14 protein-coding genes, 3 tRNA genes and 1 pseudogene are annotated in these 14,468 nt (G+C 66.6%); 13 read left to right on the top strand and 5 right to left on the bottom strand.

What is annotated here, in order from left to right; genetic code table 11:
• Positions 1-118 precede the first annotated feature (118 nt).
• Positions 119-442 (top strand): ferredoxin FdxA, encoded by a 324-nt coding sequence (gene fdxA / locus C1930_RS08015; RefSeq protein ID WP_108749264.1) that lies wholly within the window; start codon positions 119-121, stop codon positions 440-442.
• Positions 443-590: 148 nt separating this feature from the next.
• Here fdxA and C1930_RS08010 read toward each other — a convergent pair whose 3' ends face one another.
• Positions 591-1,136, bottom strand: coding sequence for a hypothetical protein (locus tag C1930_RS08010; RefSeq protein WP_108771448.1), 546 nt, complete (start codon positions 1,134-1,136; stop codon positions 591-593).
• A 32-nt stretch (positions 1,137-1,168) separates the two neighbouring features.
• Entirely contained in the window at positions 1,169-2,062 is an 894-nt protein-coding gene (dapA, locus tag C1930_RS08005) for a 4-hydroxy-tetrahydrodipicolinate synthase (protein WP_108752765.1), read from the bottom strand.
• A 165-nt stretch (positions 2,063-2,227) separates the two neighbouring features.
• Here dapA and C1930_RS08000 point away from each other — a divergent pair, with 165 nt between their 5' ends.
• The 10 genes from C1930_RS08000 to C1930_RS07955 all read left to right on the top strand — a co-directional run bounded on the left by C1930_RS08000 (position 2,228) and on the right by C1930_RS07955 (position 8,177).
• A complete protein-coding gene (locus C1930_RS08000; protein WP_005409051.1) occupies positions 2,228-2,788 on the top strand; it encodes a glycine cleavage system protein R in 561 nt (186 codons plus the stop codon).
• 79 nt (positions 2,789-2,867) lie between these two features.
• A complete protein-coding gene (locus C1930_RS07995; protein WP_108755912.1) occupies positions 2,868-3,347 on the top strand; it encodes a peroxiredoxin in 480 nt (159 codons plus the stop codon).
• 81 nt (positions 3,348-3,428) lie between these two features.
• A complete protein-coding gene (locus C1930_RS07990) occupies positions 3,429-4,829 on the top strand; it encodes a PhoH family protein (protein WP_108749260.1) in 1,401 nt (466 codons plus the stop codon).
• Positions 4,826-5,323 (top strand): hypothetical protein, encoded by a 498-nt coding sequence (locus C1930_RS07985; protein ID WP_108755911.1) that lies wholly within the window; start codon positions 4,826-4,828, stop codon positions 5,321-5,323. Before C1930_RS07990 ends, C1930_RS07985 begins: the two co-directional genes overlap by 4 nt.
• 18 nt (positions 5,324-5,341) lie before the next feature.
• Positions 5,342-6,010: a YoaK family protein gene (locus C1930_RS07980; RefSeq protein WP_108752762.1), complete on the top strand. Its 669-nt coding sequence runs from the start codon at positions 5,342-5,344 to the stop codon at positions 6,008-6,010.
• Positions 6,011-6,121: 111 nt separating this feature from the next.
• Positions 6,122-6,931 carry a bifunctional hydroxymethylpyrimidine kinase/phosphomethylpyrimidine kinase gene (gene thiD, locus C1930_RS07975; RefSeq protein WP_108755910.1) on the top strand — a complete coding sequence of 270 codons (810 nt, stop codon included), beginning with the start codon at positions 6,122-6,124 and terminating at the stop codon, positions 6,929-6,931.
• On the top strand, positions 6,928-7,854 hold the full coding sequence (locus C1930_RS07970; protein WP_108771447.1) for an alpha/beta fold hydrolase: 927 nt from the start codon (positions 6,928-6,930) through the stop codon (positions 7,852-7,854). The genes thiD and C1930_RS07970 overlap by 4 nt, the downstream gene beginning before the upstream one ends.
• Positions 7,845-7,921: transfer RNA gene (locus C1930_RS07965), tRNA-Arg, on the top strand. Before C1930_RS07970 ends, C1930_RS07965 begins: the two co-directional genes overlap by 10 nt.
• Positions 7,922-7,991: 70 nt before the next feature.
• A tRNA-Arg gene (locus C1930_RS07960) sits at positions 7,992-8,068 on the top strand.
• A gap of 32 nt (positions 8,069-8,100) precedes the next feature.
• Positions 8,101-8,177, top strand: a tRNA-Arg gene (locus tag C1930_RS07955).
• Positions 8,178-8,384: 207 nt separating this feature from the next.
• Here C1930_RS07955 and C1930_RS07950 read toward each other — a convergent pair.
• Both C1930_RS07950 and C1930_RS07945 read right to left on the bottom strand, forming a co-directional pair.
• Positions 8,385-8,474: pseudogene (locus C1930_RS07950) on the bottom strand (IS3 family transposase); the annotation flags it as partial.
• A 464-nt stretch (positions 8,475-8,938) separates the two neighbouring features.
• Positions 8,939-9,853, bottom strand: a complete 915-nt coding sequence (locus C1930_RS07945; protein ID WP_108771446.1) for a LysR family transcriptional regulator — start codon at positions 9,851-9,853, stop codon at positions 8,939-8,941.
• A gap of 139 nt (positions 9,854-9,992) precedes the next feature.
• Here C1930_RS07945 and C1930_RS07940 point away from each other — a divergent pair, with 139 nt between their 5' ends.
• Positions 9,993-10,694: a pirin family protein gene (locus C1930_RS07940; protein WP_108752758.1), complete on the top strand. Its 702-nt coding sequence runs from the start codon at positions 9,993-9,995 to the stop codon at positions 10,692-10,694.
• Between the two features lie 45 nt (positions 10,695-10,739).
• Here the strand turns inward: C1930_RS07940 and C1930_RS07935 are convergent, their stop codons facing one another.
• Positions 10,740-11,852: an alpha/beta fold hydrolase gene (locus tag C1930_RS07935; RefSeq protein ID WP_108755907.1), complete on the bottom strand. Its 1,113-nt coding sequence runs from the start codon at positions 11,850-11,852 to the stop codon at positions 10,740-10,742.
• Positions 11,853-12,084: 232 nt separating this feature from the next.
• On the opposite strand from C1930_RS07935, the gene C1930_RS07930 reads away from it, so the two are divergent.
• The gene (locus C1930_RS07930; RefSeq protein WP_108771445.1) at positions 12,085-14,460 is read left to right on the top strand and encodes a TonB-dependent receptor; all 2,376 of its coding nucleotides are present in this window, start codon (positions 12,085-12,087) and stop codon (positions 14,458-14,460) included.
• The last annotated feature ends 8 nt before the right edge of the window (positions 14,461-14,468 follow it).

Here is a 14,468-nt window from a genome sequence, read left to right as displayed (position 1 = left end):
GCGGCAGGCAGCGACCGGGCAATCGCTGCGTTTGAGCGCACCGAAGCGTGCAACGGCAGCGCGCGCGGTCAACCTGTTCTAGAATTGTCCGCTTGAAGACGGATCTGCCTCCCCCCTTATGCCCTTTGTCGTCACCGAAAACTGCATCAAGTGCAAACACACCGATTGCGTGGAAGTGTGCCCCGTGGATTGTTTCCACGAAGGTCCGAACTTCCTGGTGATCGACCCGGACGAGTGCATCGACTGCACCCTCTGCGAGCCGGAGTGCCCGGTCAACGCGATCTTCCCCGAAGACGATGTGCCCGCCGGCCAGGAAGTGTTCGTGGGCCTGAATGCCGAACTGGCGCGCGAGTGGCCGGTGCTGACCGTGCGCAAGGACCCGCCCGCCGACGCCGGCGACTGGGACGGCAAGCCGGACAAGCTGAAGCTGCTGGAGCGCTGAGGCGCCAGCGGTTGCAAGGAAAAAGGGCGCCGACGGCGCCCTTTTTCATGACGGGGTACCACCCTCCGCCCTGGTGGGTGCCAACCTTGGTTGGCACCGGAGCGTCAACCAAGGTTGACGCCTACCATCGCAAGGCATGGCCCGGCGCTTACGGCGCCAGCTTGGCCTTCAGTGCGGCGATCAGCTTCACCGGCGCTTCGGCGGTGGCCGGCAGGCCACGCGGGTCGACGGCCGAAATGTAGGCGCCGGCATCGACGGCCACCACGCGCACCAGGAAGTTGCTGCCTTCATAGGCCACGTCGTACGAGCCCAGCAGCTGCGCACGGGTCGCGATGGTCACCCCTTCCAGGCCTTCCAGCGCCGTGCCGACCTTGGTGAAGGCCTCATCCTTGCTGCCCGGCACGATGAAGCCGGTGTTGTTGGCAGCCGGAGCCGCAGCGGCGGCCGGTGCAGCCGGCGCGGCCGGGGCCATCGGGGCGGCCTGCTGCGGGGCTGCGCCCAGCGCCGGCATCTGGTTGCTGCCCGCACCGGCCGGCAGGTTCAGGTCCGGCGGCACTTCCAGCGGACGCATTTCAGGGGCCAGGGCGTAATCGCCCTTGGCGCCGCGCTTGAAGCAACCGGTAGTACCGGCGGCAACGGCGACGGCAAGCAGGGCGTAGGACAGCACGCGGACAGTGGAAACGGATTGACGCATGTGGATCTCCTGGATCAGGCCACGACGACAGGTCAGTGGCTGGAAAGGGCTTCAAGGGCGGCAATGTCGCCGGCAAGATGGTCGGCGGCCGGCGCATGCTCGGCCGACAGCGGCAGCAGCGGCAGGCGCAGATCGTGGCCGATGCCGATCCGGCGCAGCAGCGCCTTCACCGGAATCGGGTTGGGCTCGACGCCACAGAAATCATGGAACGGCTGCAGCCGGCCATCCCACGATTCGGTCGCTTCATGGTCGTGGGCGGCAGCCAGCGCGCACATGCGGCGGTAGGCACCCGGCAGCGCGTTGGAGCCGACCGAGACCAGGCCATCCATGCCGGCCTGGATCGAGCGGGCGGCGGTGCCGTCATCGCCGCTCAGCACGGCGAAATCCGGGGCCGACAGCGCCAGCAGCGCCTGCACCCGGCCGGTGTCGCCCACCGCTTCCTTGATGCCGACGATGTTCGGATGGCGGGCCAGTTCGGCCACGGTCTCCGGCAGCATGTCGCAGCCGGTACGGCCGGGCACGTTGTACAGCACCACCGGCAGGCCACCGTGGTCGGCCACGGCACGGTAGTGCGCGATCAGGCCGGCCTGGGTCGGGCGCACGTACGGCGGCGTGACCACCAGCGCATGGCTGGCGCCCAGCGCAGCGGCGCGGCGGGTCTGTTCGATGGTCTTGGCGGTGCCAGACAGGCCGGTGCCGGCCAGGACCGGAATGCGCCCACCGATGCGCTCGACCGCGCTGGCCAGCAGCTGGTCGTACTCGGCATCGGACAGGGTGGCGGCTTCGCCGGTGGAGCCAGCGACGACAACGCCCTGGACGCCCGCCTCCAGCTGCAGGTGCAGCAGGCGCTGCCAACCGTCGGGATCGAGGGAGCCGTCGGCCCGGAACGGGGTCGCCAGCGCGGTGATGAGGCCGGAAAGGGACAAGGACGTGCTGCTCTTGGCTGGGAAGGGAAACGCCCGCCATTACTGGGCGGGGGCGACCTGAATGTTACTTGCGGCGCGAAACCACGGGCAAGTATGCTGGACACCGGTGGATTCCCGCCCCCCGGCGGGCATTCAGACTCACCCCAAGCATTACCCGGAATCGCCTTGACCGACACCACCCCGCGCCCCGCGCCGAGCGAAAACCACCTCCTGATCAACGCCTATACGACGCATCCGGAGTCCCCCCTGCTGTCTGTCACCCGCCGCATCGCCGACAGTGGCTGCAATCTGGTCGACGCACGCCTGGCCACCGTTGGCCGCGATGTCTCGGTGACCGCGCTGGCCACCGGCTCCTGGGATTCGGTGGCCAAGCTGGAAGCCATGCTGACCCGGCTGGAGCGCGAGGAAGGCCTGAAGCTGGTCTGGTACCGCACCGCCGCCAAGCAGGCGCAGTCCAACCTGCTGCCCTACATCGTGGAAGTGATCGCCGCCGACAAGCCGGGCATCCTGTTCCAGCTGGCCGATTTCTTCGACCGCCAGGGCATCACCATCGAGAACCTGCAGAGCACCCGCTACCGCGCCATGCAGACCGGCGCTGAAATGTTCAGCGCGCAGGTGACCATCGGCGTGCCGGCCAACATGCACATCGCCGCGCTGCGCGATGACTTCCTTGAATTCTGCGACCACTTGAACCTGGACGCGATCATGGACCCGATGAAATTCTGATTCTTCGCGCGCCTCTCACGGGCGCGTGGCGTTTCATGCAATTGTCGTAGAAACAACCCAGGCTCGACAGAAGGACCTCATGAACAACGGCGATACCCTGGACAGCACCACCCTTTCCCTGCCGCTGGCCCTGTCCGGCGGCCACCACGCCACCCTCGGCGACTACGCCGGCCAGTGGCTGGTGCTGTACTTCTACCCCAAGGACAGCACCCCGGGCTGCACCACCGAAGGCATCGACTTCAACGCGCTGCTGCCGCAGTTCAAGAAGGCCGGCGCGGTCGTGCTCGGCGTCTCGCGCGATTCGGTGAAGTCGCACGACAACTTCTGCGCCAAGCAGGGTTTCAACTTCCCGCTGGTCAGCGATGGCGATGAAGCCCTGTGCAGCGCCTTCGACGTGATCAAGCTGAAGAACATGTACGGCAAGCAGGTACGTGGCATCGAGCGCAGCACCTTCCTGATTTCACCCGACAGTCGTATCGTGCAGGCATGGCGCAAGGTCAAGGTTGCTGGCCACGCCGATGCCGTCCTCGCCGAACTCAAGGCCGCCCAAACCAAGTGAGTCCCATCGCCCACTCTGTCCGCCACCACCCTGCCCTGCAGGCTGTGGTGGTTTTTCCCTGTCCGTAACCAGGAAACGACGATGACCCGAGGCAAGCGCATCTACGTGCTGGATACCAACGTGCTGATGCACGATCCCACCGCGCTGTTCAAGTTCGAGGAACACGACGTCTACCTGCCCATGCAGGTGATCGAAGAGCTGGACAACGGCAAGAAGGGAACCTCCGAAGCAAGCCGCAACGCCCGCCAGGTAAGCCGCTTCCTCAACGAGCTGGTGCAGGAATCGGGGCTGGACAACCTGGCCGACGGCATTCCGCTGCAGCGCCCGAACGGGCTGCAGCTGCGTGGCAAGCAGAGCGCCGGCAAGCTGCGCTTCCAGACCAGCCACTTCGACGCCGGCAAGAGCTTCGGCAAGGTCATTCCGGACAACGCCATCCTCGGCGCGATCCTGGCGCTGAAGGAAGAGACCCCGGACCTGCCGGTGGTGTTCGTTTCCAAGGACATCAACCTGCGCATCAAGGCCGCCATCGCCGGCATCGTGTCCGAGGACTACGAGAACGATCGCGCGCTGGACGATTTCAGCCTGCTGTACACCGGCGCCACCGAGCTGCCCGAAGACTTCTGGAAGCGCCACGGCGAAGACCTGCGCAGCTGGAGCGACAAGGGCCGCACCCATTACGAAATCCAGGCGCAGGACGGCGAGGAGTGGTATCCGAACCAGTACGTCTACCTGCCCGGCGAAGACGAAGTGGAACTGCGCGTCAGCCGCGTGGTGGGCGACGGCAAGGTGGTGCTGTCGCTGGTCGATGACTTCCGCCACGGCAGCCACGCCGTGTGGGGCATCAGCGCGCGCAACCGCGAGCAGAATTTCGCACTGAACGCGCTGATGGACCCGGAGATCGATTTCGTCACCCTGCTGGGCACCGCCGGCACCGGCAAGACCCTGCTGGCGCTGGCCGCTGGCCTGGCCCAGACCATGGACCAGCAGCGTTACCGCGAAATCATCATGACCCGCGCCACGGTGAGCGTGGGCGAGGACATCGGCTTCCTGCCCGGCACCGAAGAAGAAAAGATGACGCCGTGGATGGGCGCGCTGACCGACAACCTGGAAGTGCTCACGCACAACCAGGAAGGCGGCACCTGGGGCCGCCAGGCCACCAACGACCTGCTGGCCAGCCGCATCAAGATCCGCTCGATGAACTTCATGCGCGGCCGCACCTTCCTGTCACGTTATCTGATCCTGGACGAGGCGCAGAACCTCACCCCCAAGCAGATGAAGACCCTGATCACCCGCGCCGGCCCCGGCACCAAGATCGTCTGCCTGGGCAACGTCGAACAGATCGACACCCCGTACCTGACCGAGACCACCTCGGGCCTGACCTACGCGGTGGACCGCTTCAAGAACTGGCCACACAGCGCACACATCACCCTGCGCCGTGGCGAGCGTTCGCGCCTGGCCGATTACGCTTCGGAGGTGTTGTGAACCGTTGCACCCGTCTGTTGCTGCCCACGGTGGCGATCGCCCTCGCCACCGCCCTCGGCGCCTGCACCACCACGCGCGGGCCGGCCAGCGTGCCCACCGCCGAACGCACCGGCCAATCGTGGGTGGTCACCCGCCCGGTCATCGCCGCGCAGGTGCTGGATACCTGCTCGCGGCCCAGCCCCGGCCGCGAGGCCGGTCGGGTCACGGGTTACTGGGCGCCCAGCCGGCAGCAGGTGGACCAGCTGGAGGCGAAGCTGCCCTCGCTGGAAGTACAGGTGCCGCACGTACTGGACTTCGACCGCCAGTACGTGGGCATCGAGAGTGGCGGCAAGCGGCTGATCTACATCAACGCCTTCCCGCCTAGCGACAGCGACGTGAATCCCGCACGCGAAGCAATGAGCGTCTGTGATGGCGGCGCGCAGTTCTGGGGTGCAGTGTTCGACCCGGCCAGCAACACCTTCAGCGACCTGCAGTTCAACGGCGGCTTCGACTGACCCTGAGGGGCCTCGCCGATGGGAATCCGCCTGCCCACCTGGGTCTGGATCGGCGCGGTCGCGCTCTCCTGCGTGGCCGGCATGGTCAACGTGGTTGGCTTCCTGGGCTTCGAGCACCAGGCGGTCAGCCACATGACCGGCAGCACCAGCCAGCTGGGCATGGCATTGGCGCAGGGCGACTGGCGTGCGGTGGGTCACCTATGGGGCCTGCTGATCGCCTTCTCGTTGGGCGCCATGCTCAGCGGGCTGTTGATCCAGGACAGCACCCTGCAGCTGGGCCGCCGCTACGGCGTGGCGCTGGCAATTGAATCGATGTTGCTGCTGGTGGCCATTCCGCTGTTTGAGCAGCAGCAGATCTGGGGCGCACTGGCCGCGGCCATGGCCTGCGGCCTGCAGAACGCCATGGCCACCACCTTCAGTGGCGCGGTGGTGCGCACCACGCATCTGAGCGGCATGTTCACCGACCTGGGCATCGGCCTGGGCCACCTGCTGCGCGGCCTGCCGCTGCAACTGCGGCGGCTGACCCTGAGCGGCCTGATCATCAGCGGCTTCCTGGCCGGCGGGGTGATCGGCGCCTGGCTGTTCATGCGCTGGCAGTACGACGCGTTGCTGGCCCCAGCGCTGCTGACCGGCCTGACCGGCATCGTCTACGTGGTGTACCAGCAATGGGCGCGCTGGCGGCATTGAGGGTGCCCGGGGTCGGATCCCTCTCCGGCGGAGAGGGCTCTGACCCCGGCTTGCGGCAGTCGAGCAAGCTCGACTCTACCCGCACCCGCTGGACCACGGCACAATCGACGGATGAGCCCCTCTACGCCCGTTTCCGCCCTGACCATCGCCGGCTCCGATTCCGGCGGCGGCGCCGGCATCCAGGCCGATCTGAAAGCCTTTGCCGCCCACCGCGTGCACGGCCTGTCGGTGATCGCCGCACTGACCGCGCAGAACACGCGCGGGGTGACCGCAGTGCATGTGCCGCCGGTCGACTTCCTGCGCGCGCAGCTGGACGCCTGCTTCGATGATTTCGACATCCACGCGGTGAAACTCGGCATGCTGGCCAATGCCGAGGTGATCAACGCGGTGGCCGAGGCACTTGAACAGCGCCGCCCCGCCCATGTGGTGCTGGACCCGGTGATGGTCGCCACCAGCGGCGCGCGCCTGCTGGAAGACAGCGCGCTGCAGGCACTGCGCGAACGCCTGATTCCGCTGGCCACGCTGATCACCCCGAACACCCCCGAAGCCGAACTGCTGGTCGGCCACCGCATCGGCAATGCCGCGCAGGCAGAACAGGCGGCGGCGGCACTACTGGACCTGGGCGCCGGTGCAGTGCTGCTCAAGGGCGGCCATCTGCAGGAAGGCAACCGCGTGGTCGATCGCTATTTCGACGGCGTCAGCAGCGAGGAGTTCATCCATGCGCGACTGCCGCTGGACGCGCACGGCACCGGCTGCACGCTGGCCTCGGCCATCGCCGCGCAGCTGTGCAACGGCCTGAGCCTGGGCAACGCCTGCGAAGCGGGCATCGACTACGTGGCGCGCGGGCTGCAGCAGGGCTATGCGCCTGGCCGCAGTGAGGTGCTGGTACTGGACCACTTCGGCGCGGCGCCGCACGCATGAGCGCGACGCCACGCACGTTCGCCGTGCAGAGCGGCGATGGCCACCAGTACGAGATCATCGCCTGCGTGCCGCCGCAGCCGCTGGCCCGCCTGCTGTGGCTGCCGGCACTGGGCGTGGCCGCGCGCCATTACCTGCCGCTGGCGCAGGCGCTGGCCGCACGCGGCATTGCGGTGTACCTGCACGAGTGGCGTGGCAATGGCAGCAGCTCGCTGCGCCCCTCCAGGAAGGTGGACTGGGGCTACCGCGAGATTCTCGAACAGGATCTGCCGGCCAGCCAGGACGTGCTGGAGCGCGAAGACAACGAAGCAACGCTGGTGCCCTGGATCATCGGCGGGCACAGCCTGGGCGGGCAGCTGGCCTGCGTGCATGCGGGCCGCGTGCCGGATCGCTTCCAGCACCTGTGGCTGGCTGCCAGCGGCACACCCTTCTGGCGCGCCTTCCCGCCCCCGCGCGGATGGCTGCTGCCGCTGTTCTACCGTTTCCTGCCCTGGATCGCGCGCCGCCAGGGCGTGCTGCACGGCCGCCGCCTCGGCTTTGGCGGCACCGAAGCACGCGGGCTCATCGCCGACTGGGCGCGGGTGGGCCTGAACAACCGCTACGCCGCCGTTGGCATGGCCGAAGATCTGGAGGCGCAGCTGGCGCGCATCCACGGCACCGCGCAGGCGGTGCTGATGGCCGATGACTGGTTCGCCCCGCTGGGTTCGATGCAGGCGCTGCTGGCCAAGCTGCCGAATGTGGCCTCACGCGTGCGCGTACTGTCCGCGCAGGAACTGGGTACGCGTGCCGATCACTTCGCCTGGATGAAGGCCCCGGACGCTGTGGCGGAAAGCTTTTTCATTCAGTTGAATGAAAATTTTCACAAAAGCGTTGACGTCGGGCGCCGACATCCGCATAATTCCGCTCCTGTCGCAGGGCGCCCGTAGCTCAGTTGGATAGAGTACCTGGCTACGAACCAGGCGGTCGGGAGTTCGAATCTCTCCGGGCGCACCACTCGACAGGCTTCCAGCATCCGCCGCTGGAAGATGCAGTAAAATGATGTAACAAATTGATTGTGTACCGCGCGCCCGTAGCTCAGTTGGATAGAGTACCTGGCTACGAACCAGGCGGTCGGGAGTTCGAATCTCTCCGGGCGCACCACACACGATCAACACAACAAGTTTATGTAATTGGCGCCCGTAGCTCAGTTGGATAGAGTACCTGGCTACGAACCAGGCGGTCGGGAGTTCGAATCTCTCCGGGCGCACCATTACACCGAAACAGCAGGCCTCGGCCTGCTGTTTTTTTATGTGTATTTTCTGCAGGGCTGCGCCCTGCACCTGCAGAAGCTTTACAAGCCAGAGCAAGATCAGAAGTGGCGCTGGCTTTCTGCTGGTTGGGCGGGGCGGTGTGGGCTTGCAGGACACGCCGTAAACCCTTCCATGAAGTGACCCCCTGAAGTTGGACAGGTGGGGGATCAGGCGGCCAGCGCGGCCTGCTCCCGGTACTGTACGGGGCTCAAGCCCTTTAGTTTCAAGCGGATACGATTCTCGTTGTAGTACCGGACCTGCAATTTGAAACAAACCTCATATCTATTCATGCAAACCTCGGGGTCGGATTAGGTGTCCAACTCCCGGGGGTCACTTCACCATGGGGGCTCGTAGGCGCCATCCATGGCGCCTGCGGTCCTGCAAGCCCACACCGCCCCACCCCCGACAATTTCCTGCGGCGGTTGGTAACGGCTGTTGCTACTGCTCTTGGTAGGTGTCGACCTTGGTCGACACGATTTTTCTGTCAGATATCGAATTGAATATTGAATCTGCGGTCAGAGCCCGTTGCGTAGCAACGGGATCCGACCCCGTGCGGCGACCGAGCTTACATGGACGTACTTGCAGCGTCCCCCTCAGCCGGACCCACCCCGCCACCCCACGGATACCCAGCTCTTGACCTGGCTTTTGCAGTTGCCGTTGCCTTGAGCAGGTGCAGGGCGCAGCCCTGCAAACAACACCCCCATCCACGCAGGGCGTGGATCTACCCCATTGCCTGCCACCACTGCGCCAGCAGCTCCGGCCTGCGCAGCCGTTCGCGCCACCAGCGCAGGGCCGCGCCATCCTCGCCGGTGCGCCAGGCCAGCCAGAAGGTCTCTTCCGCCTTGGGCTCTTCCACCTCGCGGATCACCAGCTCGCCACGCGCTACCGCCGCGCGCGCGCACGGCTCGGGAAGGAAACCGAATCCCAACCCCTGGCATTGCAGCTTCAACTTGCTGGCCATGTCCGGCACCGTCAGGATCTCCTGCCCCATCAGCAGGCCCACGGTGCGCGGCAGCAGACGCCGCGCGGAATCGGACACCGCAATGGCGCAATGCTCGGCCAGATGCTCGCGGCCCAGCATACCCGGCACCTGCGCCAGCGGATGATCCGGCGCCACCGCAAACACGAAATCCACGCTGCCCAGCGGCTCCACCACATAGCCCCCGCCGCTGGGCCCCTCGCCCGCCGCCCCCACCAGCAGATCGGCGCGCCGGTCCAGCAGGGCCTCCCACGTGCCGGACAGCGCCTCGCCGAACAGCCGCAGGCGCGTCGGCGCCTCGATACCGCGGAACGCGGCGATATCCGGGCCCAGCAGCCAGGTCGGGAACATCGAATCCACCGCCAAACTCAGCTCCGCCTCCCAGCCCGACGCCACCCGGCGCACCCGCAGCTCCAGCTCGCGGGCCGCACGCAACAGGTGCCGGCCCTCGTCCAGCAAGGCGCGCCCGGCCTCGGTCAGCTCGGCGCGCGGGCCCACCCGGTCGAACAACTGCACGCCCAGGTCTTCCTCCAGCTTGGCCACCGTGTAGGAAATGGTGGACGGCACCTTGTGCAGGGCCTTGCCGGCCCCGGCAAACGAGCCGCGGCGGTCGATGGCATCCAGGATCTGCAGGGCATCGAGGCTGATCTTGAGCATTCGAAATTTTCGATGATGGCTGTCAAAACTATCCGTTTTTCAAACCCGCGGCGCAAGCAGATACTTCTCTCCAACCGGGAAACACAGCGGCCACCGGCCCACCCCGCCCCATCGAAACCATCGAACAAGGAGAATCATCATGCTGCAGATCCGCAAGAGCGCTACCCGTGGCCTGGCCGAGCATGGCTGGCTGTCTTCCCGCCACACTTTCTCCTTCGCCAGCTACTACGACCCGCGCTACGTCAGCTTCGGCCCGCTGCGGGTCATCAACGAAGACAAGGTGATCGGCGGCCAGGGCTTCGGCACCCACAGCCACAGCAACATGGAAATCATTTCCTACGTGCTGGGCGGCGCGCTGGAGCACAAGGACTCGATGGGTACCGGCTCGGTGCTGCGCTACGGCGACGTGCAGGTGATGAGCGCCGGCAGCGGCGTCAGCCACAGTGAGTTCAACCACTCGGCCACCGATCCGGTGCATTTCCTGCAGATCTGGGTGTTCCCGGACCGCGAGAACATCGAGCCGTCCTACCGCGAGACCCACTTCGCGCCGGAGAGCAAGCGCGGCCAGCTGCGCCTGATCGCCTCGCCCGACGGCGCCGACGGTTCGCTGCGCATCCAGCAGGATGCCCGCATCTTCGCCACCATCCTGGACGGCGAGCAGAAGCTGCACCATGCGCTGGCCAGCGGCCGTGGCGCTTACGTGCAGGTGGCCCGTGGCCAGCTGCAGGTGAACGGCATCACTCTGGAAGCCGGCGATGCCCTGCAGGTCAGCGACGAAGCGCAGCTGACCCTGGAGAACGGCAACGACGCTGAAGTGCTGGTATTCGACCTGCCGCTGTAAGGCACAAAGACCTGCGGTGCCGCGTGGCACCGCAGGTTCAGCGGTTCACGCCCGCCAATGCGCCTGTGCCGGCAGGCGCGGCGCCGGACAGGTCGCCGCCGGATGCTGAGCGTCGCGCGCCATCCAGTCGTCCACCACCCCGGCCAGCAGGTCCAGGCGCAGCGGCAGGGTGATGTGGTCCTCGCCGCGCATTTCGATGTAATGCGCACGCGGATTGGCCTGGGCCAGTTCGCGGCCCTGGCTGACCGGAATGTGCTGGTCGCCCTGGCCGTGCAGCAGCAACACACAGGCACGGGTATCGGCCAGGGCGCGGGCCACGTCCACCTGGTCCAGGTCCAGGTCCAGGCGCTGCCCGGCGGCGGCCACCACCTGATCGATATCCTGGCCGCCGTAACGCCAGCGGGCATAGCCGGCGATCATCTGCGCCTTCAGCCCTTCCGGCTGCAGCGCCATCAGGTGCGGAATCATCGTGCGGATGGCCACGCCCGCATTGGCGAATGACTCCATCGCCACCACACCCTCGACCTGGTCACCCAGCTTGTCCGCCGCGAACAGCGCGGTGGCTGCGCCATAGGACACCCCGAACAGGTAGAGCGGTCCGCGTATCTCGCCGCGCGCGCGCAGTTCGGCGATCACATCCACCACATCATCGGACTCGTAGGTGCCGTAGCCGGAAGGCCCCGCCCCAGATTGGCCATGGTTGCGCAGGTCCAGGGTCACCACCCGGTAGCCCTGCCCGGCCAGCTGCAACGACCACGGCAGCATCGAATCACCGTTCATCATCCAGCCGTGCAGCAGCACTACGGTGCCGCGCGGCGCCTGTGCGCGGAATGGATGCGGCAGCGCAAGACTCAGGCCGGTATCCAGCGGCAGGCCATTCTGGTGGTGCTGCGGCAGGTAGTGGTAGCGGGCGCCGTAATCGCCCGGATCGAACACCCGCCAGAAGATCGGTACGCCCTCGCGACCACGGGCGAAACCATGGCGGGTGGGCAATGCGGCGATGGCCGCCTGCAGGCGCGGCTGGTCCAGCAGGGTCGAGACCCCGCCCGGCGCGACCAGACGGTCGCTGAGCGAGGTGGAACCGGCATTGATCGAGGAGGAGCATGCAGCCAGCCACAGGCCGGCGCACGCCAGCAGGAGCAGCAGCAGGCGCTTCATGGGCATCAAGGGAAAGGGACGACAGCGCGACAGGCTAGCTGCGTCACGGCGTGTCATCTATCGCACTGTCATGACGAGTTGATGACAACCCAGCCACGGTTCAGCCCGCGCCCGGCCCTATGGCCGCGCTGTGACCGTCGCCGCAGTGCCATCGAACCTGCGTCTTCACGTCACCCCCATGTCATTGGCGCTGCCGACACTCCCGGGCTTTCCCACCGAAGGTCCACCCTCAATGCCCATGCGTGCGTCGTTCCCCCGCCTGTCCCTGCTGGCCCTGCTGATCGCCCCCGCCCTGGATGCCATGGCCGCAGCGCCTGCGGCCGACGCCGACACCGCCAGCACCGATGCGCGCACTCTGGACCAGGTGCAGGTGATCGGCCAGGCCACCAGCTACGCCAAGACCGCGGTCAGTGCCGAAACCCTGAAGCGACAGATGGCGATGAGCAGCGTGAACGATGCACTGAATGAAGTGCCGGGCGTGGTGGTCAGCGAAGCCGATGCCACCGGCTCGTCGGTGTGGGGCACGCAGATCAGCATGCGCGGCTTTGTCACCAACCGCGATACGCAGCAGATCGGCACCACCATCGACGGCCTGCCCAACGGCGGCTCCGGCTACGGCGGCGGTTCGCTGGCCAACCGCTACATCGACACGCTGGACCTGGAAACGGTGGAAGTCAGCCAGGGCACGGCCGATATTTCCTCGCGCTCCAACGAAGCACTCGGCGGCACGCTCAACTTCCTCACCAGCGACCCGCTGCACGACAGCCGCCTGCGTTTCGTGGTCGGCGCCGGTGACAACGACGCGCGCAAGTACTACGTGCGCTACGACACCGGTCTGCTGGGGGGCCACACCCGCGCCTGGATCAGCGCGTCCTCGGCCGAAGTAAACGACTGGATCGACGGCACCGGCCACGCCAGCAACGACCATATCGCCGGCAAATTCATCACCGAACTGGATCGCTGGACGCTGACCGGCTACCTGTCCTACAACGACGCCGACGAGCCGGAGTACACCAGCGTCACCCCGCAGGGCTTCGCCACCCAGCCCGACCGCGACAACCTGGTCGGCACCCTCACCGGCATTCCCTACCTGGACCAGAACTACCGTTCCGGTTCGCGCGCGCTGCGCGAGAACACCTTTGGCTACCTGCGCGCCGCATTCGACGGCGGCAATGGCTTCAAGGCCACGATGGCGGCCTACGGCCACCGCATGCAGGGCCGCGGTGACTGGCTGCCGCCCTACCTGGCCGATGTCAGCGCCGACGGCGCCGGCCGCCCCGAATCGGAATACCTGGGCGGCCGCACCGTGTACGGCGGCGGCAACCTGGGCCAGATCTACTTCGTGAACCCCGACGGCAGCGCCGCCCAGCCGATTGCCGGCTGCACGCCGCGCGCCGGCTTCAGCGCCGAGTACGATCCCAACTGCTACGCCGGCAACGTGCTGGGTGCGCAGTCCTACCGCCACACCCACTACGACAACGACCGCATGGGCGTGACTGCAGACGTGGAATGGCGGCAGACCTTCGGCAGCGTGGACAACACGATCCGTGGCGGCCTGTGGGTGGAGAAGCTGGACCGCACGGCGCGCCGCGACTGGCACCGCCTGCTCAACGTCGGCCAGAACATCGGCTTCGACCATCAGCCGTACTGGGTGCAGTTCGACGACCGTTACAAGGTCGATGAGCAGATGTACTACATCGAGGATGTGGCGCGCTTCGGCCCGTTCAGCGCCCGCCTGGGCGTGAAGCAGTTCTTCGTCGACCAGTCGCGCCGGCGCACCATCGGTGCCAACGAACAGGTCAGCAGCGACTCGAAATCCGACCCGCTGCTGTCCACCGGCTTCACCTGGGCCCCCGGCCCGGAAGGCATGGAGCTGTTCGCCGGCTTCTCGCAGAACTTCGCGGCCATCCCGTCCGGGGTGCTGGGCGAGACCGACCCGCAGCGCTTCCGCAACGTGGAACCGGAAACCGCCGACAACATCGAACTGGGCCTGCGCATCAGCCGCTGGCCGCTGACCGCGTCGGTCACCCTGTACAACATCCGCTTCGACAACCGCATCGTCTACCTGCCGGCCGGCCTGGTCAGTGGCATCGACTACCTGGACGAGACCGATGGCGTGTACGAGAACTTCGGCGGCGTGGAAAGCAATGGTCTGGAAGCCGCATTCGGCTATGGCTGGGACAACGGCTGGCGGGTCAACGCGGCCTACACCTACAACCGCTCCACCTATCTGGGCAGCGGTGATGCCGCCCGCGATACCGAACTGGGCATCGTGGACGGCGCCAAGGTGATCGGCCAAGCGGAAAACACCCTGGTGCTGTCGGCCGACTGGCAGGGCACGAACTGGAACTTCGGCCTGTCCGGCCGCTACCTGGGCAGTCGCTACCTGGATGCGGCCAACGTCAACAAGCTGCCCTCGGCCACCGTCTTCAACGCCAACATCGGCTTCGACCTGCAGGGCCTGTCGCCGCGCCTGAAGGGCATGGGCGCCAACCTGGTGGTGAGCAACCTGACCGACAAGCGGTATCTTGCAGGGGTGGATGGTCGCGATTCCGCCTTCATCGGCGCGCCGCGTACCGTTGGCATCTCTTTCCGTGTGGATCTGTGAGCAAGCCC

Origin of the sequence: Stenotrophomonas sp. SAU14A_NAIMI4_8, assembly GCF_003086695.1 — a bacterium.
Classification (GTDB): domain Bacteria; phylum Pseudomonadota; class Gammaproteobacteria; order Xanthomonadales; family Xanthomonadaceae; genus Stenotrophomonas.
The sequence above is the reverse complement of the archived record's forward strand: the minus strand, read 5'-3'. Positions and strand labels throughout refer to the sequence as shown.